This is a genomic window from Georgenia faecalis, assembly GCF_003710105.1.
Lineage (GTDB): Bacteria > Actinomycetota > Actinomycetes > Actinomycetales > Actinomycetaceae > Georgenia_A > Georgenia_A faecalis.
Genome location: NZ_CP033325.1, coordinates 899,572 through 921,554 on the forward strand (window position 1 = coordinate 899,572; position 21,983 = coordinate 921,554).

At 74.6% G+C, this 21,983-nt stretch carries 25 protein-coding genes; 13 read left to right on the forward strand and 12 right to left on the reverse strand.

The annotated features are described in order from the left end of the window. Positions 1-5: 5 nt before the first annotated feature. Positions 6-986, forward strand: a complete 981-nt coding sequence (locus tag EBO36_RS03760; protein ID WP_122823431.1) for an electron transfer flavoprotein subunit alpha/FixB family protein — start codon at positions 6-8, stop codon at positions 984-986. A gap of 96 nt (positions 987-1,082) precedes the next feature. Here EBO36_RS03760 and EBO36_RS03765 read toward each other — a convergent pair whose 3' ends face one another. Continuing rightward, positions 1,083-2,027 (reverse strand): FKBP-type peptidyl-prolyl cis-trans isomerase, encoded by a 945-nt coding sequence (locus tag EBO36_RS03765; RefSeq protein WP_122823432.1) that lies wholly within the window; start codon positions 2,025-2,027, stop codon positions 1,083-1,085. Positions 2,028-2,277: 250 nt separating this feature from the next. Between EBO36_RS03765 and EBO36_RS03770 the strand changes: the two genes are divergently transcribed. Further along, entirely contained in the window at positions 2,278-3,300 is a 1,023-nt protein-coding gene (locus tag EBO36_RS03770; RefSeq protein WP_122823433.1) for a phosphotransferase, read from the forward strand. Positions 3,301-3,451: 151 nt separating this feature from the next. Here EBO36_RS03770 and EBO36_RS03775 read toward each other — a convergent pair whose 3' ends face one another. Then, entirely contained in the window at positions 3,452-3,925 is a 474-nt protein-coding gene (locus tag EBO36_RS03775; RefSeq protein WP_122823434.1) for a hypothetical protein, read from the reverse strand. A gap of 97 nt (positions 3,926-4,022) precedes the next feature. Next, positions 4,023-4,634 (reverse strand): TetR/AcrR family transcriptional regulator, encoded by a 612-nt coding sequence (locus EBO36_RS03780; protein WP_222928767.1) that lies wholly within the window; start codon positions 4,632-4,634, stop codon positions 4,023-4,025. Between the two features lie 214 nt (positions 4,635-4,848). Here EBO36_RS03780 and EBO36_RS03785 point away from each other — a divergent pair, with 214 nt between their 5' ends. Next, the gene (locus tag EBO36_RS03785; RefSeq protein ID WP_164471329.1) at positions 4,849-5,793 is read left to right on the forward strand and encodes a hypothetical protein; all 945 of its coding nucleotides are present in this window, start codon (positions 4,849-4,851) and stop codon (positions 5,791-5,793) included. A gap of 92 nt (positions 5,794-5,885) precedes the next feature. Here the strand turns inward: EBO36_RS03785 and EBO36_RS03790 are convergent, their stop codons facing one another. Beyond that, positions 5,886-7,130: an alpha-amylase family protein gene (locus tag EBO36_RS03790; RefSeq protein ID WP_122823437.1), complete on the reverse strand. Its 1,245-nt coding sequence runs from the start codon at positions 7,128-7,130 to the stop codon at positions 5,886-5,888. Between the two features lie 69 nt (positions 7,131-7,199). On the opposite strand from EBO36_RS03790, the gene EBO36_RS03795 reads away from it, so the two are divergent. Next, positions 7,200-7,811: a TetR/AcrR family transcriptional regulator gene (locus EBO36_RS03795; protein ID WP_122823438.1), complete on the forward strand. Its 612-nt coding sequence runs from the start codon at positions 7,200-7,202 to the stop codon at positions 7,809-7,811. 3 nt (positions 7,812-7,814) lie between these two features. Here the strand turns inward: EBO36_RS03795 and EBO36_RS03800 are convergent, their stop codons facing one another. Beyond that, on the reverse strand, positions 7,815-8,468 hold the full coding sequence (locus tag EBO36_RS03800; protein ID WP_122825433.1) for a maleylpyruvate isomerase family mycothiol-dependent enzyme: 654 nt from the start codon (positions 8,466-8,468) through the stop codon (positions 7,815-7,817). Between the two features lie 103 nt (positions 8,469-8,571). On the opposite strand from EBO36_RS03800, the gene EBO36_RS03805 reads away from it, so the two are divergent. From EBO36_RS03805 to EBO36_RS03820, 4 genes are all read left to right on the forward strand, one after another. Continuing rightward, positions 8,572-8,802, forward strand: a complete 231-nt coding sequence (locus tag EBO36_RS03805) for a helix-turn-helix domain-containing protein (protein WP_122825434.1) — start codon at positions 8,572-8,574, stop codon at positions 8,800-8,802. 81 nt (positions 8,803-8,883) lie between these two features. After that, on the forward strand, positions 8,884-9,057 hold the full coding sequence (locus tag EBO36_RS03810; protein WP_122823439.1) for an ABC transporter ATP-binding protein/permease: 174 nt from the start codon (positions 8,884-8,886) through the stop codon (positions 9,055-9,057). A 101-nt stretch (positions 9,058-9,158) separates the two neighbouring features. Continuing rightward, a complete protein-coding gene (locus tag EBO36_RS03815) occupies positions 9,159-9,644 on the forward strand; it encodes a hypothetical protein (protein WP_122823440.1) in 486 nt (161 codons plus the stop codon). After that, a complete protein-coding gene (locus EBO36_RS03820; RefSeq protein ID WP_122823441.1) occupies positions 9,634-9,945 on the forward strand; it encodes a transcriptional regulator in 312 nt (103 codons plus the stop codon). The genes EBO36_RS03815 and EBO36_RS03820 overlap by 11 nt, the downstream gene beginning before the upstream one ends. A 90-nt stretch (positions 9,946-10,035) precedes the next feature. Here the strand turns inward: EBO36_RS03820 and EBO36_RS03825 are convergent, their stop codons facing one another. From EBO36_RS03825 to EBO36_RS03850, 6 genes are read right to left on the reverse strand one after another with little or no spacing between them, the layout of a single operon-like run. Next, a complete protein-coding gene (locus tag EBO36_RS03825) occupies positions 10,036-10,533 on the reverse strand; it encodes a protein-tyrosine phosphatase family protein (RefSeq protein ID WP_122823442.1) in 498 nt (165 codons plus the stop codon). Between the two features lie 36 nt (positions 10,534-10,569). Continuing rightward, on the reverse strand, positions 10,570-11,409 hold the full coding sequence (locus tag EBO36_RS03830; RefSeq protein ID WP_122823443.1) for an ABC transporter ATP-binding protein: 840 nt from the start codon (positions 11,407-11,409) through the stop codon (positions 10,570-10,572). After that, positions 11,406-12,203, reverse strand: coding sequence for an ATP-binding cassette domain-containing protein (locus EBO36_RS03835; protein WP_122823444.1), 798 nt, complete (start codon positions 12,201-12,203; stop codon positions 11,406-11,408). Before EBO36_RS03835 ends, EBO36_RS03830 begins: the two co-directional genes overlap by 4 nt. Continuing rightward, positions 12,200-13,111, reverse strand: a complete 912-nt coding sequence (locus EBO36_RS03840; protein ID WP_122823445.1) for an ABC transporter permease — start codon at positions 13,109-13,111, stop codon at positions 12,200-12,202. The genes EBO36_RS03835 and EBO36_RS03840 overlap by 4 nt, the downstream gene beginning before the upstream one ends. Next, a complete protein-coding gene (locus EBO36_RS03845; protein ID WP_122823446.1) occupies positions 13,108-14,073 on the reverse strand; it encodes an ABC transporter permease in 966 nt (321 codons plus the stop codon). Before EBO36_RS03845 ends, EBO36_RS03840 begins: the two co-directional genes overlap by 4 nt. Before the next feature lie 5 nt (positions 14,074-14,078). After that, on the reverse strand, positions 14,079-15,590 hold the full coding sequence (locus EBO36_RS03850; RefSeq protein WP_122823447.1) for an ABC transporter substrate-binding protein: 1,512 nt from the start codon (positions 15,588-15,590) through the stop codon (positions 14,079-14,081). Between the two features lie 346 nt (positions 15,591-15,936). On the opposite strand from EBO36_RS03850, the gene EBO36_RS03855 reads away from it, so the two are divergent. The 4 genes from EBO36_RS03855 to mnmA all read left to right on the forward strand — a co-directional run bounded on the left by EBO36_RS03855 (position 15,937) and on the right by mnmA (position 19,222). After that, entirely contained in the window at positions 15,937-16,395 is a 459-nt protein-coding gene (locus EBO36_RS03855) for a hypothetical protein (RefSeq protein WP_122823448.1), read from the forward strand. Further along, on the forward strand, positions 16,392-16,709 hold the full coding sequence (locus EBO36_RS03860) for a transcriptional regulator (protein WP_122823449.1): 318 nt from the start codon (positions 16,392-16,394) through the stop codon (positions 16,707-16,709). The genes EBO36_RS03855 and EBO36_RS03860 overlap by 4 nt, the downstream gene beginning before the upstream one ends. A 127-nt stretch (positions 16,710-16,836) precedes the next feature. Next, positions 16,837-18,006 carry a cysteine desulfurase family protein gene (locus EBO36_RS03865; RefSeq protein ID WP_187695842.1) on the forward strand — a complete coding sequence of 390 codons (1,170 nt, stop codon included), beginning with the start codon at positions 16,837-16,839 and terminating at the stop codon, positions 18,004-18,006. An 82-nt stretch (positions 18,007-18,088) separates the two neighbouring features. Next, positions 18,089-19,222: a tRNA 2-thiouridine(34) synthase MnmA gene (gene mnmA / locus EBO36_RS03870; protein ID WP_122823451.1), complete on the forward strand. Its 1,134-nt coding sequence runs from the start codon at positions 18,089-18,091 to the stop codon at positions 19,220-19,222. 10 nt (positions 19,223-19,232) lie between these two features. Here the strand turns inward: mnmA and EBO36_RS03875 are convergent, their stop codons facing one another. Next, complete coding sequence (locus EBO36_RS03875; RefSeq protein WP_122823452.1) at positions 19,233-20,552, reverse strand: D-arabinono-1,4-lactone oxidase; 1,320 nt, start codon at positions 20,550-20,552, stop codon at positions 19,233-19,235. Positions 20,553-20,711: 159 nt separating this feature from the next. Here EBO36_RS03875 and EBO36_RS03880 point away from each other — a divergent pair, with 159 nt between their 5' ends. Continuing rightward, positions 20,712-21,959, forward strand: coding sequence for a saccharopine dehydrogenase family protein (locus tag EBO36_RS03880; RefSeq protein WP_122823453.1), 1,248 nt, complete (start codon positions 20,712-20,714; stop codon positions 21,957-21,959). Positions 21,960-21,983 lie beyond the last annotated feature (24 nt).

Below are 21,983 nucleotides of genomic sequence, written 5' to 3' on the forward strand. Positions count from 1 at the left end.
CTGCTGTGACCCACTCGCTCGTCGTCGTCGACGACCACGCCGGACTGCCGTCCGTCCCCAGCACGGAGGTTCTCACCGCGGCCCGCGGCCTGGGCAGCGCCGTCGACGCCGTGTGGCTGGGTGCCGCGGCGCCCGGGCCCGAGGCGCTCGACGTCCTCGGGAGCTACGGCGCGCGGACCGTCTACGTCCCCGAGCTCGGCGGGCTCACCCCCGACGTGGCGGCGGTGGCGGCCGAGGCGGTCCTCGCCGTCGTCGGCCAGGCGGACGGGCCGGACGCGGTCCTCCTGGTCTCGACCTTCGCGGGCAAGGAGATCGCCGCGCGGCTCGCGGTCGGGCTCGGCTCCGGCGCGGTCGTCGACGCGGTCGGCGTGGAGCGCGCCGACGACGGCTCGTTGGCCGCCCGCAAGGTCGTCTTCGCCGGCACGTGGGAGAGCGTGTGCACGGTGACGCGCGGCGTCCCGGTCGTCGCCCTCAAGCCGGCGAGCGTCGAGGCCCGGCCCGTGACGGAGGCCGTCGCCCCCGCGGTGGTCGACGTCCCGGTCGCCTTCTCGCCCGCGGCGCGCGGGGTGCGCGTCGTCGAGCGCACCGAGCACGCCGGTGGGGGACGGGTGCCGCTGTCCGAGGCGAAGGTCGTCGTCGCCGGCGGCCGGGGCGTCGAGGGCGACTTCAGCGCCGTCGAGGAGCTGGCCGACCTGCTGGGCGCGGCGGTGGGCGCCACCCGCGTCGCCACCGACGAGGGCTGGATCGGCCACCACGCGCAGATCGGGCAGACCGGCGTCACCATCGCGCCGCGCGTCTACATCGGCGTCGGGGTCTCCGGCGCCGTCCACCACACCGCCGGTATGCAGGCCGCGGAGACGATCATCGCGGTCAACACCGACCCGGAGGCGCCGATCTTCGAGATGGCGGACTTCGGCGTCGTCGGTGACGTCACCGACGTCCTCCCGCAGGCCATCGCCGAGCTGCGCCGCCTGCGCCAGGGCTGAGCGCTGCGGCCCCGCCGCACGCCGCACAGACGACAACCGGGCCGCCCCCCGACGGGGACGGCCCGGTTGCTGCGCGAGCGGCGCTCGCGTGCGCGGTCAGGCGGCGTGGAGGATGTCGACGACGAAGACGAGTGTCGATCCCGCGGGGATCGGGCCGTTGTCGGTGTCGCCGTAGCCGAGCGCCGGCGGGATGACGAGCATGACCTGGCTGCCGACCTTCTGGCCGACCAGCCCGGTGTCCCAGCCCTCGATGACGGCCCCGGTCCCGATCGCCGTGGTGAACGGCGCGCCGTTGGCCCACGAGGAGTCGAACTCGGTGCCGTCCCAGAGCCAGCCGGTGTACTGCATGGTGACGGTCTGGCCGGACTCGACGACCGGCCCGTCGCCCTCGATGAGCGGCTGGACGACCAGCTCGGCCGGCGGCTCGCCGTCGACGACCTCGATGCTCGGTGCCCCGTTGTCCGCGAGCGTGACGGTCGGGAGGCCTTCGGCCGGCTCGACGGCGGTCCCCTCGGCGCGCTCCGGCACGGTGACGGCGTCGATGACGTCGATGACCATGACCGCGGCGGCCTCCGTGTCAGGGGCGGCGAAGATGAGGCGGGCGCCGACCTTCTGGCCCTGCAGCGCTTCGGTGAGCGCGGGGACGATGCCCTCGTCGCCCAGCGTGAGGCTCTGGGGCGTCGACTCGTAGGTGGAGCTGACGGTGGAGCCGTCGGCGCCGCTCACGGTGACGAAGTGGAGGGAGAGGACCTGGCCGTCCTCCAGGTCGGCGCCGTCGCCCTCGGCGACGACGGTGGCGACCGCGCCGGAGACGGTGAGGGGCGCCTCGAACGTCACGGTGGGCTCGGCGCCCGGCTCGCCCTCGACGGTGATGCCCTCGAGCGCGGCGAGGTCGGCCTCGCTCGCGGTGGCCGCCTCGGAGGCGGTCGAGCTGGGGCTCCCCGTCTCGCCGGCGTCGCCGGAGTCGGAGCTGCCGCACGCGGCGAGGAGGAGAACGGTGGCCAGGGCGGTGGCGGCCACGGAGGTGGCGGATCGGCGCAAGACAAGCCCTTCGTCGTAGGGGTCGGCCGCGGCGGTCCCGCCGACGGCCTCGGCCAGCGTAGGGGCTGTTCCTGGATGTTCGCTGGGTGGCCCGGCCGGTGAGCGCGGCGGGTGGCGCAGCGGCGGCGCCGTCGAGCGGATCGTCTAGCGTCGCGGTCCCCGGTGATCAGGTACGTTGTGCCTCCCAACCCGGTCGTGCCCAGCACTGACGCGCGTGGTGGTTCCTTCTTCACGACGACCGGGAGACCCCATGTCCCTCACCACCGACGCCGCGTCGGCCCCCTTCCCGCCCGGCCTCCCCGTGGCGGACGTTGTCGCCGCGACGTGGACGCCCATGCCGACGGCGACGGCGCTCGCGCCGACGGGCGCTGCGCCGAGTCACGCGCCCCGGCGGCCCGCGCTCGAGGTCGACGAGCCGCTGCCCATGCCGCTCGCCTCGTGGGGTGTGCCGGAGGCGCGGCTCGCGCTCGACGAGGCCCGGCTGGCCTGCCACGTCCCGCTGGCCCCGGTCACGCTCATCAGCGCCCTCACTACGGTGGTCTTCCGCTGCGGCGACCACGCGGTGAAGGTGTACCCGCCCGGCACGGACCCCGGCCACCTGGCGCGGCTCGCCACCGCCCTCACCGGTTCGGCGAGCGCGCTGCTGCCCATCGCGCCGCCCATCGTCACCTCGTGGGGCGTGGCGACGCTCACCCCGTGGGTCGGCGTCGCACCCCGCAGGGGCCCGGCGCCGACGCCGGCCGCCGGGTGGGCGGGCACCGGGGCGCTGCTGCGGGCGTTCCACGCCGAGCACCTCGACGCCGACGTGCCCGTGTGGGACCCGCTGCGCCGGGTGGTCACCCAGACCCGCGACCTCCCCGACGCCGCCGCGGCCGTCCTCCTCGACGCCCGCGGCACGCTGCTCGAGGAGCTGGCGCGCCTGCGCTCGCCGCTGGGCGTCGGCGTGGTGCACGGTGACGTCTCGCCGTCGAACGTCCTCGCCGGGCCGGGCGGACCGGTCCTCATCGACCTCGACTTCGCCGCGCGCGCGCCGCTGGAGTACGACCTGTCCAGCGCGGCCCGCCGGGCCGACGCCGGCGAGATCGACGCGGTGACCTACCTGGCGTTCTGCCGCGCCTACGGCCACGACGTGCGCACGTGGGACGGGCGGGTGGTGCTCGACGCCATCGCCGCGCTCGGCGGGGTGGCCTTCCGGATCTGGGACGACCGCCGGGCCGGGCGGGAGCTCACCTGGCTCGACGGCGCGGTGGCCCGCTGGCGCACGCCGCTCTGACGCGACGCGCCTGCGGCGCGGCCCGTCTCGCGCCCCTGCATTCCAGCGCCCCTGCGCCCTGGCGCCCCGGCGACTTAACGGGTGAGATCCCAGCGTCATCGCCACTGCGATCTCACCCAGCCGCGGCGGCACGCGTCCGTCCTACGCCGATTCAGGGGCAACCGAGGTCGAGGTCGTCCCTGGTGAAGGGCACCTCGCAGCGCCGCCACTGCCTGCCCTCGACGTTGCCGAACTCATCGGCGGACGGGTCGATGACGATCTCCATGGTGTCGCGGCCGGCGCGCGTGCGGAAGTGGTGGACGATCGGGTCGCCCTCGACCGTGGGGTACTCCACCCGCAGCTCGGCGTTCGGCGCCGAGCCGTCGATCGGTGCGGCGAGGCAGTCCAGAGCTGCCGGCGGCGGCTGGAACTCCTCCCCTTGCTCGAGGATCACCGGGTCGCACTCGGCAAACCGGTCTCGGGCGTCGAAGGCGTCGCGTACCGGGTCAGCGCCGTCGCCGCCGTCGTTACCGCGGTCGCACCCGCCGATCGCACTCGCCATGACCAGGACCGACGCGCCCGCGGCGACGAGCCCGCGACAGAACCGGGGGCGTCGTCGGGCCGTCCCGCCCATGCGCTCCGTCATGCCGCCATGGTGGCGCAGCCTCGTGGAGCAGGCGTCCTGTTCCGCGGAGGCGGGCGCAACTGGGAGACGACCGCGACGGGCGCCGATCGCGGAGGCGTCAGCGAAGAGTGCCCGCGACCTGCGCCCGGCGCGAGCGCCAGCCGGTGGCGAGCTCGTCGAGATGGTGCGTGAGCACCGCGAGCAGCCGCTCCGCCGGCTCGGGGCGCATCGCGCCGTGCACCGCCAGTCCGTCTACCAGGGCGAAGAGGCGTTCGGCCTCGATGTCGATCTCCGCCAGCGGGATCTGGTCGGGCAGCAGTCGGCCCGCCCAGTACCGGCATGCCCCGCGGAGCTGGTCGTAGGCCTCGTCGCGCAGCGCGCGGAGCTCCGGGTCCACCAGGGCGCGGGCGGTGAAGGCGAGCCACACCTCGTTCTCGGCCTGCCGCTCCTCGTCCAGCGGGAGGAGCTCGGCGAGCGCCTGCGCCGCCGCGTGCCGGGGGTCGTCGGGACGTTCCAGCGCCGTCAGCCGCGCCTCGATGCGCTCGATGACCAGGCGCATCGCGAAGAGGAGGAGCTCGGACTGGGTGCCGAAGTAGTGCCGCAGCGAGCCCATGGAGACGTGCGCCTCCCGGGCAACCTGCCGCACGGACGCTTGCTCGAGGCCGTCGCGTCGGACCACCCGCCAGACGGCTTGGGCCAGCTCCTGGCGGCGCTCGTCGGGATCCACCACCTTGGGCACCTTCTCTTTATAGCAGCCTCGTACTACTCTCGCGTTCGTAGCACGGTCGTGCTAGTCGGGTCCGCGAGGAGGCGTCATGGTGGTGGAGCGTGGCCGATCAGTCTCCGGCGCCCCACCCGCGGGAGCCGCGACCGCGACGGCGGACCGGCCGCCGCGCGGCGGTCAGCGCCACGCCCGCCCGCCGCGGAGCCTCTGGCTGGCGCTCGTGGGATGGATGGGCGCCAACCTCTGGGTGGCGCTCACGGCGGACAGCCTGCCCTTCGACTGGCCTGCCCGCGCCGGCCGGTCGGTCGCAGAGCACCTTGTGGACGTCAACCTGGGCCTCGTCCAGGTCCTGCTTCTCATCGGCGTCGTCGCCCTCCTGACCCGGAACCGCACCATTCCCGACGTCGCCGCGCGGGCACCAGGCCGGGCGCTCGCCATGCGGGAGACGCTGGTGCTTCTCGGCTACGGCGTCGGAGGCCTCGTCGGTGCGTATGTCCTCGCCCGGGCGTTCGGCTGGCACGCGTTCGGGTGGCACGTAGCCGGGTCGATCTTCGGTACGCACGCCCACGTCGAACCGGCCGAGGTCGTCACCTGGGCGGGCTACAACCTCGTGGTCTACGCCGTCCTCCCGTTGCTCTACTTCCGGCGTCGGTACACGGCCGAGGCACTGGGGCTGCGCTCGAGCGACCGACGGAACGACCTGCTCGTCGTCGCGGTCGTCCTCGTCCTGGAGACCGGGTTCCAGGTCCTCGCGGCCCAGCCGCAGCTGGGCGCCGGCTCGCCCGGCTCCCTGCTGCTCGGCGCCGCCGTCACCTTCGTGGTCTCCTTCGCCGGCGCCGTCCTCCCGGCGATGGTCTTCATCTACGCCATCCTCGTTCCGCGCTACCTCGCCCTCACCGGTTCTGCGACCACGACCGTGATCCTCGGCGGCCTCACCTACGCCGGGATGCACGTCGGGGACGCGTGGGCGGTCTTCACCGACCCTCGTGGCGCGGCGCTGTCGGTGGCGTTCCTGCTGTTCACCTACGTCGGTCCGGGCATGGTGAAGACTTACCTCACGCTGCGAACCGGCAACGCCTGGGTCCACGTGTGGGCCTACCACGCGTTCGCCCCGCACACCCTCCTCGACAGCAGCCACATCGCCGGCGTCTTCCGGATCCGGTAGGCGGGTGTTCTCGGCCGGACCGATGGTGGACGGTCCCCGGTGAACATCGCCGGCGAGCGCCTCGTCGACGGCGCCGGGGGGCGGCCGTCGCCTCACACGTGGTGCGCCCAGAGCACGTCACCGCCCGCGTCACGGATCGTGACGGTCGCGGAGTCGGCGAGGTCGATGGTGACGTCGAGGAACGACGCGCCGTCGGCCGACCGGGTCCGGTACACGTAACGGGTGTTCTCCAGGCTCACCGGCTCGGTAGTCGCGGTCGTGAGCCAGGGGTGGCGACGGCGCAGCCCGATGAGGTCCCGGTGCACGCGGTAGGTGTCGCGCCCCCAGGGGGCGAGCTGGGCAGGGGAGTCGGGGAAGGCAGGTCGGACCGCGTCGTCGCCGCCCAGGCGGTCCTCCTTGACTCCGGTGAAGCCCTGCTCGTCACCGGCGTAGACGGAGGGGATGCCGCCGACGGTCATGAGGACCGCAAGTGCGGCGACCGCGCCGTCGGGCCCGAGGGTGCTGGCGATGCGGGTGACGTCGTGATTGCCGACGAAGGTCTGGGGGACGAAGTGGTCGAGGAACGCGTTGTGGCGCTGCAGCGCCCAGTCCAGCTCGAACAGGTTCCGGTCGCGGATGCTCGACCAGATCGCCTTCCACAGCTGGTACTGGGTGACGGAGTCGACCCCGGAGGCGGCGACGAACGCCGGGTAGTCGCCGTGGATGACCTCGCCGAGGAACCACGCCCCGGGGTGCGCGGCGCGCACCGCGGGGAGCACCCGGGCCCAGAAGGTCGCGTCGACCGAGTAGGCCGCGTCCAGGCGCCAGCCGTCGGCGCCGCGCTCGAGCCAGTGCGTCATCACCCGGGTTACGTAGTCCGCGGCCTGCGGGCCGGCGTGGTCGAGGCGGACGAGGGATCCGTGCCCTTCGAACACCCGGGGCGTCGCGCCGCCGGGGTGGTCCCAGTCGATGTCGAACAGCCCCGCGGCGTCGCTGCTGGGACCTTCTCGCAGTGCCCGCAGCACCTCGGGGTGCTCGGCACCCACGTGGCTGAACACCCCGTCGAGGACGATGCGGAGCCCCCGCGCGCGGCAGGCGTCGACGAGGTCGTCGAAGTCCTGCTCGGTGCCCAGGCGCGGGTCGATGCGGAACGGGTCGAGGGTGTCGTAGCCGTGCGTCGAGGAGGCGAACACCGGTCCCAGGAGCAGCCCGGACACGCCCAGCTCGACGGCGTAGTCCAGCCAGGCCAGCAGGCGGCGCAGCCGGGGTGCGGGCGTCGGGTCGGCATCCCGGACCGGGGCACCGCAGAAGCCCAGGGGGTACACGTGCCACCAGATCGCGTGCTCGGTCCACGACATCGGACGCTCCTACTAAATAGAGTTCACTAACGCTAGTGAGGCTAATTCACTAACGCTAGGCTGAGCAACGTGGCACGCACCGACCGGCAGCCCCGGCAACGCCTGGACCCCGACGCGCGACGGTCGGCGATCCTCGACGCCGCTGCGGAGTCGTTCGCCGAGCACCCGTACGCCGAGGTGAGCGTCTCCTCGATCACCTCTCGAGCGGGGGCATCGGACGCGCTCCTCTACCGGTACTTCGCCGGCAAGGAAGGCCTCTACAGCGCGCTCGTGCGGCGCGGGGTCGACGACCTCGTCGCCTGCCAGGCCGCTGCGCTGGCGGCCATGCCGGCCGGATCCTCCGCGCGCGACCGGGTCCGCGCGGTGACCAGCGTCTACCTCGACCGCATCGCCGCTCACCCGGCGGCGTGGGCGATGCCGCTCCATGCGCCCGGCACCGAACCCGCGGCGGCGGCGGCGATCCGCGCCCAGGCGCGCCACGACTCCGTCGATCGGCTGCGCGCCCTGCTCGCCCCCAGTGCGCAGGCGCGCCACGAGTACGCACTGTCGGGCTACTTCGGCTTCCTCGACGCCGCCTGCCTGCGCTGGGTCGAGCGTGGGTGCCCCGACCGGGAACGCGGGTCCCTCGTCGACGCGGCGCTCGGTGCGCTCGAAGGCGCCCTCGGCGACTGGGCCGCCTGACGGCTAGGCCTGGGGCGCGCCCTCGAGCCGTGCGCGCAACGTCGCCACGCCCGGGCCGGCGAGCTCGTCGAGGTAGGGCGTCCGGCCGGCCATGCTCATCAGCAGGGCGAGGGGCGACCCGGTGACCAGGGCGCCGTCGCCCGCCCGGAACGGGCCGTCGTCGGCGTGCAGCCGCAGTCCGGCGACGGCGGAGCGGCTGTTCACGGCGAAGTCGCGCCGGGCGAAGAAATCGGCCACGGGTGTGAGGGTGGCGGCGCTCGGCGTCCGGAGGAGCCCCAGCGGCCGGCGGATGTCCTGGGCGTGCACCACGACCTCGCCGAGGTAGGCGGCCGTGTGCCCCGACGGCGCGGTGCAGCTGCCGACGACGCCGCGGAAGCGGGCGAGGGTGTCGGCGGGGCTGGCGCCTCGGTGCTCGAGCATCCGGCGCTGGTTGTGGACGTCGGGCCGGAAGCGGGCGCCGAGCATGCTCCGCACCCACTGCCACCGGTTGAGGCTCGCCGCGGCGGTGAGGTGGGCGACGATGTCCTCGACGTCCCACCGCCCGCAGAGCGTGCCGTGCCGCCACTGCTCCGCGTCGAGGCCTACCAGGTCCTCCGCCAGGGCCGCCCGTTCCGTGTGCACCAGCGCCCACAGGTGGTCCTCGTGCGGTCTCGCCATGTCGGTCATACCTCTCGTCGTTCGGGACCGATGCGTCATCCCTGGTTGACAGCCGTCCCTGGTCAACCTAGGTTGACGCTACCGGACGAGGAGTGTGATGGGGATGGGTGAGCGGGAGATGAGCGCGTTGGTGGTCCAGGCGGGCGACGACGACCCGTTGCGGGCGCTCGGGGCGGTGGCCGAGCTCCACCGCGAGGTCAACCGCGCCGAGGAGGTGGCGGTGCGCCGCGCGCGGATGAGGGGCGCGTCCTGGGCTGACATCGCCCGCGAGCTCGGGGTGAGCCGGCAGGCCGTCCACAAGAAGTACGGCGGATCGAGGTTCGGCCGTGACTGAGGAGACGGCGCCCACGCTACCGAGGGCCCGGTTGCGGGACCTCCTCAGGCCATCCGTTCCGCCGCGGCCGGGCGGACGGTGGTGATCGTCGCCCACCGGCTGGCCACCGTGACGGACGCCGACCAGATCGTCGTCCTCGACGGCGGCCGGGTCGCCGCCGTCGGCACCCACGCCGAGCTCCTCGGCGGCAGCACGCTCTATTGCGACCTCGCTCGCCACGAGCTCCTCGTCGACCGGTCCGAGGCCGCGCGGTAGGCGGGGGTCCGACCCGGCGGGGGAGACGTCGGCGCGGCATGGTCGGGGCATCGGGTGGTGCGGGGTTGCTTAACCGGGAGGCATGTGAAAGCGTTGCCTGCATGGAAAGTGACCGCGAGAACCCGGAGCACCCCGACGCCGGCCGGGCACGTGCCGACGCCCGCGAGGCGTTGGCGACCCTGGCATCGGACCGTGCGGCCCTCGCGGACCGGGTCGCGCCCCCGCGCTGGTACTACCCCCTGCTCGGGGCCGCGACGGCCCTCTTCGTCGGCTCACCGGGCGCCCGCGACGGCTCCACCCAGTCGGTGATGGTGGTGTTCGGCGTCCTGGGCCTGGTCTTCCTCACCATGGAGTACGAGAAGCGGACCGGGGTGACGGTCAGCCGTGCGGCGGGGCCGCGGAGCCTGGGCGTGGCGGTGGTGCTCGGCGTCGTCGTCGTGGCGCTGCTCGGCGTGTCGTTCGCCCTGGAGGCGACGGGCCACCGGGCCTGGACCGGGCTGACGGCGGTGGCGGCGTTCGCCGCGATGTGGGGCGGGGGCGCCTGCTACGACCGCGTCTACGACCGGGAGCTGCGGCATGGCCGCTGAGGGCGGCTTCGACGAGACGATCCACGCGCCGACGCGCCTGCGGCTGTGCGGCATCCTCCGGCACGTCGACAGCGCGGAGTTCGCGATGCTCCGCGACGCCCTGGACCTGTCCGAGGCGAACCTCTCCAAGACCCTCCGGGCCCTGGCGGACCTCGGGTACGTCCGGGTCACCAAGGCTGCGTCCAGCAGCCGCACCGACAAGCGGCGGACGACGACGGTGAGCCTCACCCCCGCGGGACGGCGGGCGTTCGACGGGCACCTGCGTGCGCTCCAGCGCCTGGCGGAGGGCATCGTCGACTGACCCGCGGGCCGCCGGCGCCCCGACAGAGGGCGCCGCTGCCGCGCCGTCGCCGCCCGGGCCCGCGGGCCCGCCGCCGTCGGCCCGCCGCTGTCAGCGCGGCGGCGGGAGCGTGCGGAGCCAGTCGGCGAAGCCCTCGTTGTTGACCGTGCCCTCCCGGCGTTCCTGCACGTAGGCCATCGCGTCCGCGCCGCTCAGCCCGAGCACCTCGCGGACGATGAGCGAGACGATGAGCCCCGAGCGGTTGCGCCCGAACGTGCAGTGGACGAGCACGCGGTAGCCGTCCGCGACCAGCCCGGCGACGAGCTCGGCGAGGCGCAGGGTGAGGGCCGGGGCGGGCAGGTCCTCGCCGTCGACCAGCGGGGACTTGAGGTAGACCAGGCCGTCGATGTCGTCGGCCGGCGGGAACGCGTCGGCGTCGGCGATGTCGATGACGGCGGTGATGCCGGTGGCACGCACCCACTCGAAGTCGACGGGGCACCCGCCGTGCCACAGCTGCCCGGGGAGCATCTCGGTGGGCGGGTCGGCCGGCCGGACGCCGGGCAGGTCGACGGGGTCGGTGGTCAGGTTGAACTCGATGTCGGCGCTCACCCGCTGAGGGTAACCAGGCCCGAGGACGCCTGCCCCTCAGGCGTCGGGCAGCTGAGGGACCGCGGCGAGGAGCTGGCGGGTGTAGGGATGCTCGGGACGGGTGAAGACCCGCGCGGTGGGCCCCGCCTCGACCACCCGCCCGTCGCGCATGACGACGACGTCCTCGCACAGCTGGCCGACGATGGCCATGTCGTGGCTCACCATGACCAGCGCCATCCCCAGCTCCTGGCGCAGGCCGGCGAGCAGCGTGATGATCTGACGGCGGACGGTGACGTCGAGCGCGCTCACCGGCTCGTCGGCGACGAGCACCGCCGGCGACGGGGCGAGCGCGCGGGCGATGGCGATGCGCTGGCGCTGCCCCCCGGAGAACTCCGCGGGGTAGCGCTCGCCCGCGTCGGCGTCGAGGCCGACGAGGACGAGGAGCTCGGCGACGCGGGCGGGGTGGTCGCCGGGGATGCGCAGCGAGCGCAGCGGCTCGGCGACGACGTCGGCGACCCGCATCCGCGGGTCGAGGGAGGAGCGGGGGTCCTGGAAGACCGGCTGGACGTCCGTGCGGAACCCGCGCAGCTGCGCCTTGTTGCGCCGACGCAGCGGCTCCCCGCGGTAGCGGACCTCGCCCGTGTCGGGGCGGTCGAGGCCGAGCAGCAGGCGCAGGAGCGTGGACTTCCCGGCCCCGGACTCGCCGACGACGCCGATCCCGCGGCCCGGGTGGATGTCGAGGCTCACGCCGTCGAGCGCCGTCGTCGTCCCGCGCTGGCTGCGGAAGGTGCGCCCGAGACCGCGCCCGGAGAGGATCGGGACGCCGCCCACCGGGAGGCCGCCCGCGCCGGGGACGTCCGCGGCGTCGGCCGCGCCCGCGGCGAGTGCGGCGCTCATCGGGCCGTCCCCTCGGGCAGGCGGGTGACGGCGCGGGCGGAGTCGAGGAGCTCCTGGGTGTAGGCCTCGCGCGCCCCGCCGAGGACGGCGCGCACCGTCGTGCTCTCCACCACGGCGCCGTCACGCATGACGACGAGGTCCTCGGCGAGCTGGGCGACGACCGGCAGGTCGTGGCTGACGAACACGAGCGCGGTGCCCGTGCGCTCGACGACGTCGGCGAGCAGGTCGAGGATCTCCGCCTGGACGGTGACGTCGAGCGCCGTCGTCGGCTCGTCCGCGAGGAGCACCCGGGGCCGGCAGGCGAGGGCCATGGCGAGGTTGGCGCGCTGGCGCTGCCCGCCGGAGAGCTGCCAGGGGAAGGAGTCGAGGACGCGCTCGACGTCGGGCAGGGCGACCAGCTCGCAGAGCCGGCGGGCCTCGGCGCGCGCCTCGGAGCGGCCCATCCCGCGGTGCAGGCGCAGCGGGCCGGCGATCTGGCGGCCGATGGTCATGAGGGGGTCCAGCGCCGTGAGCGGTTCCTGGAACACCATGGCGACCTGCGCGCCGCGCACCCGGCGCAGCTCGCGCGCGGGAAGGGTGAGCAGGTCGGTGCCGTCGAGGAGCACCGAGCCGGTCGCGCGCATCCCCTCGGGCAGGAGCCCGAGGATCGCCAGTGCCGTCATCGACTTGCCGGAGCCGGACTCGCCGATGAGGCCGAGCCGGCCCCCGGCGTCGAGGGACCAGCTGACGCCGTCGAGGATGGTGGCCCCGGACGCCGTGCGGACGGTGAGGTCGCGGACCTCGAGGACGCTCATCGCCGGCCTCCCAGGCTGGGGTCGCGGCGCTCGCGGATGCCGTCGCCGAGGAGGTTGAGGCCGAGGACGAACGCGGCGATGGCGACGCCGGGGAAGATCGCCCCCCACGGCTGCACGCCGATGGTGCTCTGGGCCTCGCGGAGCATCCGCCCCCACGACGCCTGGGGCGGGGGCGCGCCGAGCCCGAGGTAGGACAGGGAGGCCTCGGACAGCACGGCGCCGCCGGCGAGCAGCATGAGCTGGACGAGGAGGGTGGGCGTGATGTTCGGCAGGACGTGGCGCAGAACCGTGCCCCAGTAGCCGGTGCCGGACGCCGCCGCGGCGGTGATGTAGTCCTCGCGCAGGACGCGCGCCGTGTTGACGCGGGTGACCCGCGCGATGACGGCCGAGCCGGCGAGCCCGATGGCGACGATGGCCGAGCTCATCGACGCCCCGCGCACCGTGACGATGAGCATGGCGAGCAGGAGCGTGGGGAAGGCGATGAGGAGGTCGACGACGGACTGCAGCGCGACGTCGAGCCACCGCGTCGTCGTCGCCGCGACGATGCCGACGAGGACGCCGATGGCCGCCGCGATCGCCGTCGTCGACGCCGCGACGAGGACGGCGTTGCCGGCGCCGTCGAGCAGCTGGGTGAACAGGTCGCGCCCGAGGCGGTCGGTGCCGGCCCAGTGCTCCGCCGACGGCCCGCCCAGGCGGGGGCCGGAGTCGTCGGTGAGCGGGTAGGGCGACCACACGAGGGAGACCAGGCCGGCGAGGACGACGAGGCCGACGAGCAGCGCGCCGACGGTGAAGGAGACGCTGCGGGCGGCGCGGCGGCGACCGCGGCCCCGGCGCCCGGGGGCGGTGCCGGCGTCGACCGGCGTGGCCTCGGCGCTGGTGGTGGCGAGGATGGTGAGGTCGTCGCTCATGCTGCCCCCACCACGGACGAGGACCGCAGGCGCGGGTCGATCCAGCGCTGGAGCAGGTCGATCGCGAAGTTCACGAGGAGGACGACGGCGGTGATCGCCAGGACCAGCGTCTGCACTACCGGCAGGTCGCGTCCCAGCACCGAGGACAGCAGCAGCGAGCCCAGCCCCGGCAGGGCGAAGACCGCCTCGACGACGACGGCGCCGAGCAGCGACGTCGCCAGCTCGATCCCGAGGATGGCGACCACCGGCACCGCTCCGTTGCGCAGGCCGTGGCGGGCCAGGGCCTGGGTGCGGCTGTAGCCCAGGGACCGGGCGGTGCGGATGTAGTCCTGCCCGAGGACGTCGAGGGTGGCGGAGCGGACGTAGCGGACCATGACGGACGACATCGCCACCGCCACGGTGATGCCCGGCAGGGCCAGGGCCTCGACCGCCGCGGCCGGGTCCGCCCAGCCGGCGCGGGGGAAGCCGCCCGAGGGCAGCCACCCCAGCCGCAGCGCGAACACCCAGGTGAGCAGGACGCCCACCCAGAAGATCGGCACCGCGACGCCGAGCTGGGACAGGGTGGAGACGGCGAGCCCGAGGGCGCTGCGGCGGCGGACCGCCGCGAGGACGCCCACTGGGACGGAGATCAGCACCGAGAGGACGAACGCCCCCAGGCTCAGCGGCACGGTGATGGACAGGCGGTCCGCGATGAGGTCGGCGACCGGCACCCGCGAGACGAACGACGTCCCGGCGTCGCCCCCGAGGATGCCGGTCACCCACTGCGCGTACTGCGTGAGCACCGGCTGGTCGGTGCCGAGGTCGCGCCGCAGCTGCTCGAGCTGCTCCGTCGTCGTGCCCACGCCCAGGCTCACCCCGGCGCTGTCACCGGGCAGGAGCCGCAGGATGACGAAGACGACGAGGCTGGCGAGGACGAGGGAGGCGAGGAGCACCCCCAGCCGCAGCGCGACGTAGCGGACCACGGGGCTCAGGACTCCCGGGTGATGTCGGCGACGTAGAAGCTCTCCGTCACCTGGTCGACCGGGAAGCCGGTGACGCCGGCGGCGGCCACGCGGATCTGCGGCTCGAGGTAGAGCCACGCGGAGGCGGCCTCCTCGGCCATGAGGACGTTGGCCTGGCTCAGGAGCTCGGCCTGCTCCTCCTCGCTGCCGGCCCGCTCGGAGTCGGCGACGAGCTGCTGGACCTCGGCGCTGTCGTAGCCCCAGTAGAAGTCGGGGTTGGCGTACCAGAGCATGTCGCGGGGGTTGACGTGCCCCATGAGCGTGGTCTCGAAGTCGTGGTTGGTGTAGATCCGCTCGTACCACGTGGCGTCGTCGATGGGGTTGAGCTCGAGGGTGACGCCGACGTCGGCGAGGTCGCTCTGGAGGAGCTGGGCGATGGTCTCCTCGGTGTCCCCGGCGACGTAGTCGAGGGTGATGGTGAGGTCCTCGACCCCGGCCTCGCCGAGGAGCTGACGCGCGGACTCGGGGTCGTAGGCATGCGTGTCGGCGACGTCGACGAACCACGGGTCGGTGGGGGGCACCATGGAGCCCACCACCTCACCGCGCCCGGCCCAGACCGCCTCGAGGATCGACTCGCGGTCGATCGCCCGGTACAGGCCCTGGCGCACGCGGACGTCGTCGAACGGGGCGACGCGGTCGTTGAACGCCCAGATCTGCTTCGTCGTCGAGCTGCCCTCGGAGATGGTGAACGCGTCGTTGCCCTCGAACTGGGCGAGCTGGTCGGGGGAGTCCTCGGCGATGACGAGGTCGAGGTCCCCGGTGAGCAGCGCGTTGTTGAGCGCGGTGGTGTCGGTGAAGAAGCGGAACGTCACGCCGTCGTTCGCGGGGGCGTCGCCCCAGTACTCCTCGTAGGGGGCGATGGTGAGGTAGTCGCCCTGCGCCCACTCGACGAGCTCGTACGGGCCGGTGCCGTTCTCGGTGGTGTGCTCGGTGTCCCCGTCCTTCACGATCGTCACGCCGGCGAGGTAGAAGAGGAGCGAGCGGGTCGGGGCGGAGAGGACCACCTCGACGGTCTGCTCGTCGACGGCGGTGATCCGGTCCATGACGGCGAGGTCGGACTTGCGGGCGGCCACCGACTCGTCGGAGATGATCTCGGTGAGCGCCCATACGGCGTCGGCCGAGGTGAAGGGCGTGCCGTCGTGGAAGGTGACGCCCTCGCGCAGGTGGAACGTGTAGGTGAGGGCGTCCTCGGAGATGTCCCAGGTCTCGGCGAGCGCGGGGACGATCTCGCCGTCGACGTCGATGGCGACGAGCGGCTCGTAGACGTTGCGCGTCATGGTCTGGGAGACGCCGGAGCTGCCCCCGACGAAGCGTTGGAGGCTGGTGGGCTCGTTGGTGGAGCCGATGACGATCTCGTTCTCGCCGGGCTGGGCGGCACCGGCGGTGTCGTCCGCCGAGCCGCCGCCGCTGCCGCACGCGGCGAGGGCCAGGGTGGCGACGGCGGCGAGGGCGGTGGTCTTGAGAGTCCGCAAGGACATGGCAATCCGATCGTGCAGGGCCCGTGAGCGGGCGCGGGGTCGCAAGGCGGGCGGGAGCCGAGCCGAGCCGAGGGATGACCGCCCGGTAGGGCTGGTCGGAGGCCCCGGGGTGCGGGGCGGGGGAGCCGGGTACGGCTCAGGTCAGCGGCAGCGCCGACAACACCCCATGCTCTGGGTGCGCTGCAGGTCGATGTGCAGGCGGCAGACCAGGACGAGCTCGCTCATAGTGGGATCAAGCGTCTCACGGCTCGGAGTAGTCCCCGACTGCGAATGACGAAGATCACCCAAGGCCTCCTCCGATTGCTTGACACTTGCGAAAGTAGAAAGCATCTGCGACGCTCACGACATGATCAACATGGACGCTGCCCTCCGGTCCGCGGACCGCGCAGCCGCTGCTCCCTTCCTCCAGACCCCGCGCATCCCCGCCTGGTACCCGTTCGCCATGGCGACCTACTTCACGGCCGTCTTCGGCGCCTTCCTCCTGCTGCGGGACGGCCGGGTCGTCCCGGGCGCGGTCCTCCTCCTGCTGGCCGTGGCCGCCGTCCTGGCCCAGGCAACGCTGACCCGGGCCCGGTGGGGCACCTGGCCACGCCTGTCCGAGGCGCCGGCCGAGATCAGGCGCGCGTTCGCGCTCTACGTGCTCCTGGCCGTGGCCGCCATCATCGCGTCCGTGGGCGTCTGGTCCTGGGTCGGGGCCGCAGGCGGCCTCGCCGCGGTCTTCCTCACCGCACTGGCCGTCGTCTGGGCCTACGAGTTCCGGTTGTACCCCGCGGCCGCCCGGCAGGTCCGGCAGCGGCTGGCATGAGCTCCCCCCTGGACGGGCTCGACCCGATCCTCAACCAGCCCAAGCGCCTGGCCGCGATCGCCATGGTGGCCGCGAGCACGTCGTGCGACTTCCCGTTCCTGCGCGACCAGCTCGAGCTCAGCGACTCCGACCTCTCCCGGCACATGACCGCGCTGAGCCAGGCCGGCTACGTGACGATCCGCAAGAGCGGGGGCGGTCGCGGCAGCACGACGACCTACGCGATCACCAAGACCGGCCGCGCCGCGTACGGGCGGCACCGCGACACGCTGACCGCGTTCCTCGCCGCCCACGACCCCGGGACGTCGTCCCCGTGACGAGGGGCGCACTGCCGGGGAGTGACATGGACCCCGGCCGGCGCGGGCCGGACAATCACCCCGTGACCCCCCTCGTGCCGCTGCCCGCCGACCTCTTCGCCACCCCGCGGACCCGGTGGGGGAAGCGGTGACCTACCTCGACCACGCGGCCACCACCGCCGTCCGGCCCGAGGCCGCGGAGGCGTTCGCCCGCGAGCTGGCCCGCCCGGGCAATCCCTCCTCCCTGCACGCCGCGGGCCGCGATGCCCGACGGCGGGTGGAGGAGTCCCGCGAGGCCGTCGCCGCGGCCCTGGGTGCCCAGCCGGGTGAGGTCGTCTTCACGTCCGGCGGCACCGAGGCCGACAACCTCGCCGTCAAGGGGACGTTCTGGTCCCGTCGCGCCGCCGACCCCGTCCGCACACGTGTGCTGGTCAGCGCCGTCGAGCACCCCGCCGTGCTCGACGCCACCGACTGGCTCGCCGACCACGAGTCCGCCGACGTCGTCCGGCTCCCGGTCGACGCCGCCGGCCGCCTCGACCTCGCCGCGCTCGCGGCCGAGCTCCGCGCGCACGGCGAGCGGACCGCCCTGGTCTCAGTGATGTGGGCGAACAACGAGGTGGGGACCGTCCAGCCCTTGCCGGAGGTGGTCGCCGCCGCCCGCGCCGCCGGCGTGCCCGTCCACTCCGACGCCGTCCAGGCGGTCGGGCACGTGCCGGTGGACTTCGCCGCCTCCGGGCTCGACGCCATGACGGTGTCGGGGCACAAGCTCGGCGCCCCCATCGGCGTCGGCGCCCTCCTCGCCCGGCGCGAGCTGGGGCTCGTGCCGGTCGAGCACGGCGGCGGGCAGGAGCGCGGTGTGCGGTCGGGGACGCTGAGCACGCCCGCGATCTGCGCGTTCGCCGCCGCGGTGGGCGCCGCCGTCGCCGAGCAGGAGGCGGAGGCCGCGCGCCTCGCCGTCCTGCGCGCCGACCTCGTCCGCGGGGTCCTCGCGGCGGTGCCGGGCGCCCGGCTCAGCGGGCCCGAGGACCCCGCGGCTGCCCTGCCGCAGACCGCCCACTTCACCTTCGACGGCTGCGATGCCGACGCCCTGCTCTTCGGCCTCGACATGGCGGGCGTGAGCGCGTCGTCGGGGTCGGCCTGCCAGGCGGGGGTCCAGGAGCCCTCGCACGTCCTCCTCGCCATGGGGCGGGACCTGGCCCAGGCGCGCTCCGCCGTCCGGCTCACCCTCGGGTGGACCTCCACGGCCGACGACGTCGCCGCGGTGCTCGCCGCGCTGCCCGGCGTCGTCGAGCGCGCCCGCGCCGCCCGCACCCGCTGACGCCCGTGGGCGCGGGCCCCCGTCCGTCGGGCGCCCGCGGTTACCCTGGGACGCGCTGAACGAGCCGAGCGAAGGAGGCACGATGCGGGTTCTCGCAGCCCTGTCCGGCGGGGTCGACTCCGCCGTGGCGGCCGCGCGCGCCCTCGACGCCGGCCACGACGTCGTCGGCGTCCACATGGCCCTGAGCCGCTCCCGGGCGCAGCACCGCACGGGCTCGCGCGGCTGCTGCTCCATCGAGGACGCGGGCGACGCGCGCCGTGCGGCCGACGTCCTCGGCATCCCGTACTACGTGTGGGACCTGTCGGAGGAGTTCGAGGAGACCGTCGTCGACGACTTCCTCGCGGAGTACGCCGCCGGCCGCACCCCCAACCCGTGCGTGCGGTGCAACGAGCACATCAAGTTCGCGGCGCTCCTCGACCGCGCCCTGGCGCTGGGCTTCGACGCCGTCGCCACCGGCCACTACGCCCGCATCGTCACCCGGCCCGACGGCGCCCGGGAGCTCCACCGCTCCGCCGACGCCGCCAAGGACCAGTCCTACGTCCTGGCGGTCATGGGGCCGCAGCGCCTGGCGCGCTCGCTGTTCCCGCTGGGCGACGTCGCCTCCAAGGCGGACGTGCGCGCCGAGGCCGCCGCCCGCGGGCTCAGCGTCTCCGCCAAGCCGGACTCCTACGACATCTGCTTCGTCGCCGACGGCGACACCCAGGGCTTCCTCCGCTCCCGCCTCGGCGCCCAGCCCGGCCTCGTCGTCGACGCCGACGGCGCACCCGTAGGCGAGCACGACGGCGCCTACGCGTACACGGTCGGCCAGCGCAAGGGCCTGGCCCTGGGCCGCCCGGCCCCGGACGGCCGCCCCCGGTACGTCCTCGAGGTGCGCCCGGCGACGAACACCGTCGTCGTCGGCCCCAGCGAGCTGCTCTCCGTGGACGAGGTCCGTGGCCACCAGACCGTCTGGCTCGCCGAGGACGTCCCCGCGAGCGGGTGGACGACGGCGCACGTCCAGGTCCGCGCCCACGGCGAGCCGGCGGCCGCGCGGGTCCGGCGCACCGGCGACGCGCTGGAGGTGCTGCTCGCCGAGCCCATGCGCGGGCTGGCGCCGGGGCAGTCGCTCGTGGTCTACGCCGGCACCCGGGTCCTCGGGCAGGCGACCATCGAGCGGGCCGGCCGCGCCGGATCCCTCGTCGCGGCCCCGGAGGCGGCGACTGCCGCGACGGCCTGAGCGGGCTGGCTCAGAGCACCCAGCGGCGGAGGAAGTCGTTGGTGAACGTGCCCTGGGGGTCGAAGTCACGCATCAGCTCGAGGAAGTCGCGGCGGCGCGGGTAGCGCGCCCGCAGCCGCGCCGGGTCCGCGTCGAACACCTTGCCCCAGTGCGGGACGCCGTCGAGCGCCCCGAACGTGGCCTCGAGCAGGGGCAGGACGGCGCCCACGGCGGCGGCGTCGCGGACGAAGGTGAAGTGGACGGCGACGCAGTCGCGCTCGTGCATGGGGCTGAGCCAGGCGCCATCGGCGGCGATCGAGCGCACCTCGCAGGTCTGGACGAGCCCGGCGATCACGCCGGCCAGCCCGTCGAGGGCGAGGAGCGCCTCGCGGGCCCGGGCGCGGGGGATGAGGTACTCGCTCTGGATCTCCTCGCCCGCGCTCGGCAGCTGGTCCGCCCGGAAGTGCGGGAGACGATCCCCGGCGGGCCCGGGCACTCCGAGCTGGTCGGTGCAGTTACCGGGGTCGACGCCGGGGATGGGATGGACCTTCTCGGGGTAGGCCGGGGCGCCGAGGATCGTGGCCGGCACCGTGGTCGCCGGGTCGTACGCCTGCTTGAGCCACACGGTGTCGAACACCTGCCCGCGCAAGGTGGTGAACAGGCTCACCGAGTACCCGAGGGCGCTCACCTCCTCGAACCCGTCGATGACGTCCTCGAAGCGGGCCGGCCCGTAGACGGTCTGGGCGACGTCGAAGGCGGGGACCGTCTCCAGCGTGACGGCGGTGACCAGGCCGAGGGCGCCGAGGGAGACGACGGCGCCGTCGAACGCGTCGCCGTCGGTGTCCCGGGTGAGGGTGCGCAGGGAGCCGTTCGCGGTGAGGATCTCCAGCCCGGTCGCCGCGGCACCGAGGATGGGGTTGCCCGCGCCGGACCCGTGGGTGCCGGTGGCGAGGGCACCGGCGACGGCGAGGTGGGGGAGGGAGGCGAGGTTGGCCAGCGTCCGGCCGCGCTCCTCGAGGAAGCGGACGAGGTCGGCGTAGCGGGTGGCGCCTGCGACGCGGACCCGGCCGGTCGTCGGGTCGAGCTCGGGCTCCGGCCCGGCGGGGACCACCGGGCTGATGCCCTCCGGGGCGTCCGAGCCGTGCTGGGTGATGTCGGGGTGGCGGTAGGCGAGCGCGTCGAGGCTGACGAGCGCCTGCTCGGAGTCGGCGATGTCGTTGAAGCTGTGCCGGGAGCCGATTGCCCGCACGCGGCGGGAGCGGGCGACGACGTCGGCCGCCTCGTCGAGGGACGCGGGGGAGACCAGCGTGCCGGCGTAGCTGTGGTTGCCTGCCCAGTTGCGGACCGTCATTGTGCGCACGCCTGAGGCTGACAGCCGCGGGCGCTCCTCGCAATGCCGACGGGCGGTCGCCGCGTCAGGAGCTCAGGAGCGCGACCCGCGCGGCGAGGGACGGCCCTGGACCGTCCCTCGCCCATGCGGCGCCGGGGCACCCGCCCTACGCTCGATCGCATGAGCGAGCCCCGGCAGGACCGCCCGTTCGACGTCGTCGTCTACGGGGCCAGCGGCTTCGTGGGTCGCCTGGTGGCGGAGTACCTCGCGCAGCACGCCGCGGGGGTGCGCGTGGCGCTGGCGGGACGGTCGGCGGCCAGGCTCGAGGAGGTGCGGGCTGAGCTCGGCCCGGCCGCCGAAGGCTGGGAGATCCTCACGGCCGACGCCGAGGACGACGCCGCCCTGGCCGCCCTCGCCCGCTCGACCCGCGTGGTGGCGACCACGGTCGGCCCGTACACGCGCCACGGCCTGCCGCTCGTCCGCGCCTGCGCCGAGGCCGGCACCCACTACGCCGACCTCGCCGGCGAGGTCTTCTTCATCCGCGACAGTGCGGCCCGCTTCGACGACGTCGCCCGCCGCACCGGCGCGCGCATCGTCCACGCGTGCGGCTTCGATTCCGTGCCCTCCGACCTGGGCGTCCTCCTCACGGCGGAGCGCGCCCGGGCCGACGCCGCCGGGGAGCTGCGCGAGACCACGCTCACCGTGCGCGCCCTCGGCGGGGGGATCAGCGGCGGGACGGTCGACTCGGTGCGGGTCCAGGTCGACGCCGCCCGCGACCCGGAGAACCGCCGCACCCTCGCCGACCCGTACGCGCTGAGCCCTGACCGCGACGCCGAGCCCGACCTCGACCAGCACGTCCCCGGTCGGGCGTTCCGGGACGCCACGACCGGGGAGTGGGTGGCGCCCTTCCCCATGGGGTCCTTCAACGCGCAGGTCGTGCACCGCAGCAACTCCCTCCAGGGCTGGGCGTACGGGCGCACGTTCCGGTACCGCGAGGTGGTCGACTGCGGGCGCGGCAAGCGCGGCGAGCGGCGCGCCCGGGCGCTCGCGGCCGGCACCGAGGCGGGGATCCTGGCGCTCGCGCTGCCGCCGACGCGGTGGGTCGCGGACCGGCTGCTGCCGTCCCCCGGCGAGGGACCCGACGCCCAGACCCGCCACGCCGGCTTCTTCCGGCTCGAGGTCCTCGCGCGCACGACGGCGGGAGCTCGCTACCGCACCACCGTCGCCGCCCAGGGCGACCCGGGGTACGAGGCGACGGCCGTCATGCTCGGCGAGGCGGTGCTCGCGCTCGCGAGTGACGGCGATCGCCTGCCTGGGGGCGGAGGCGTCCGCACGCCGGCGACGGCGGTGGGGATGGTCCTCGCCGACCGGCTGGTCCGCGCGGGGTTCGAGATCACGACCGACCGGGTGGGCGAGCCGGCGCCGTAGGGCGTCGGCGTCGGCGTCGGGGGC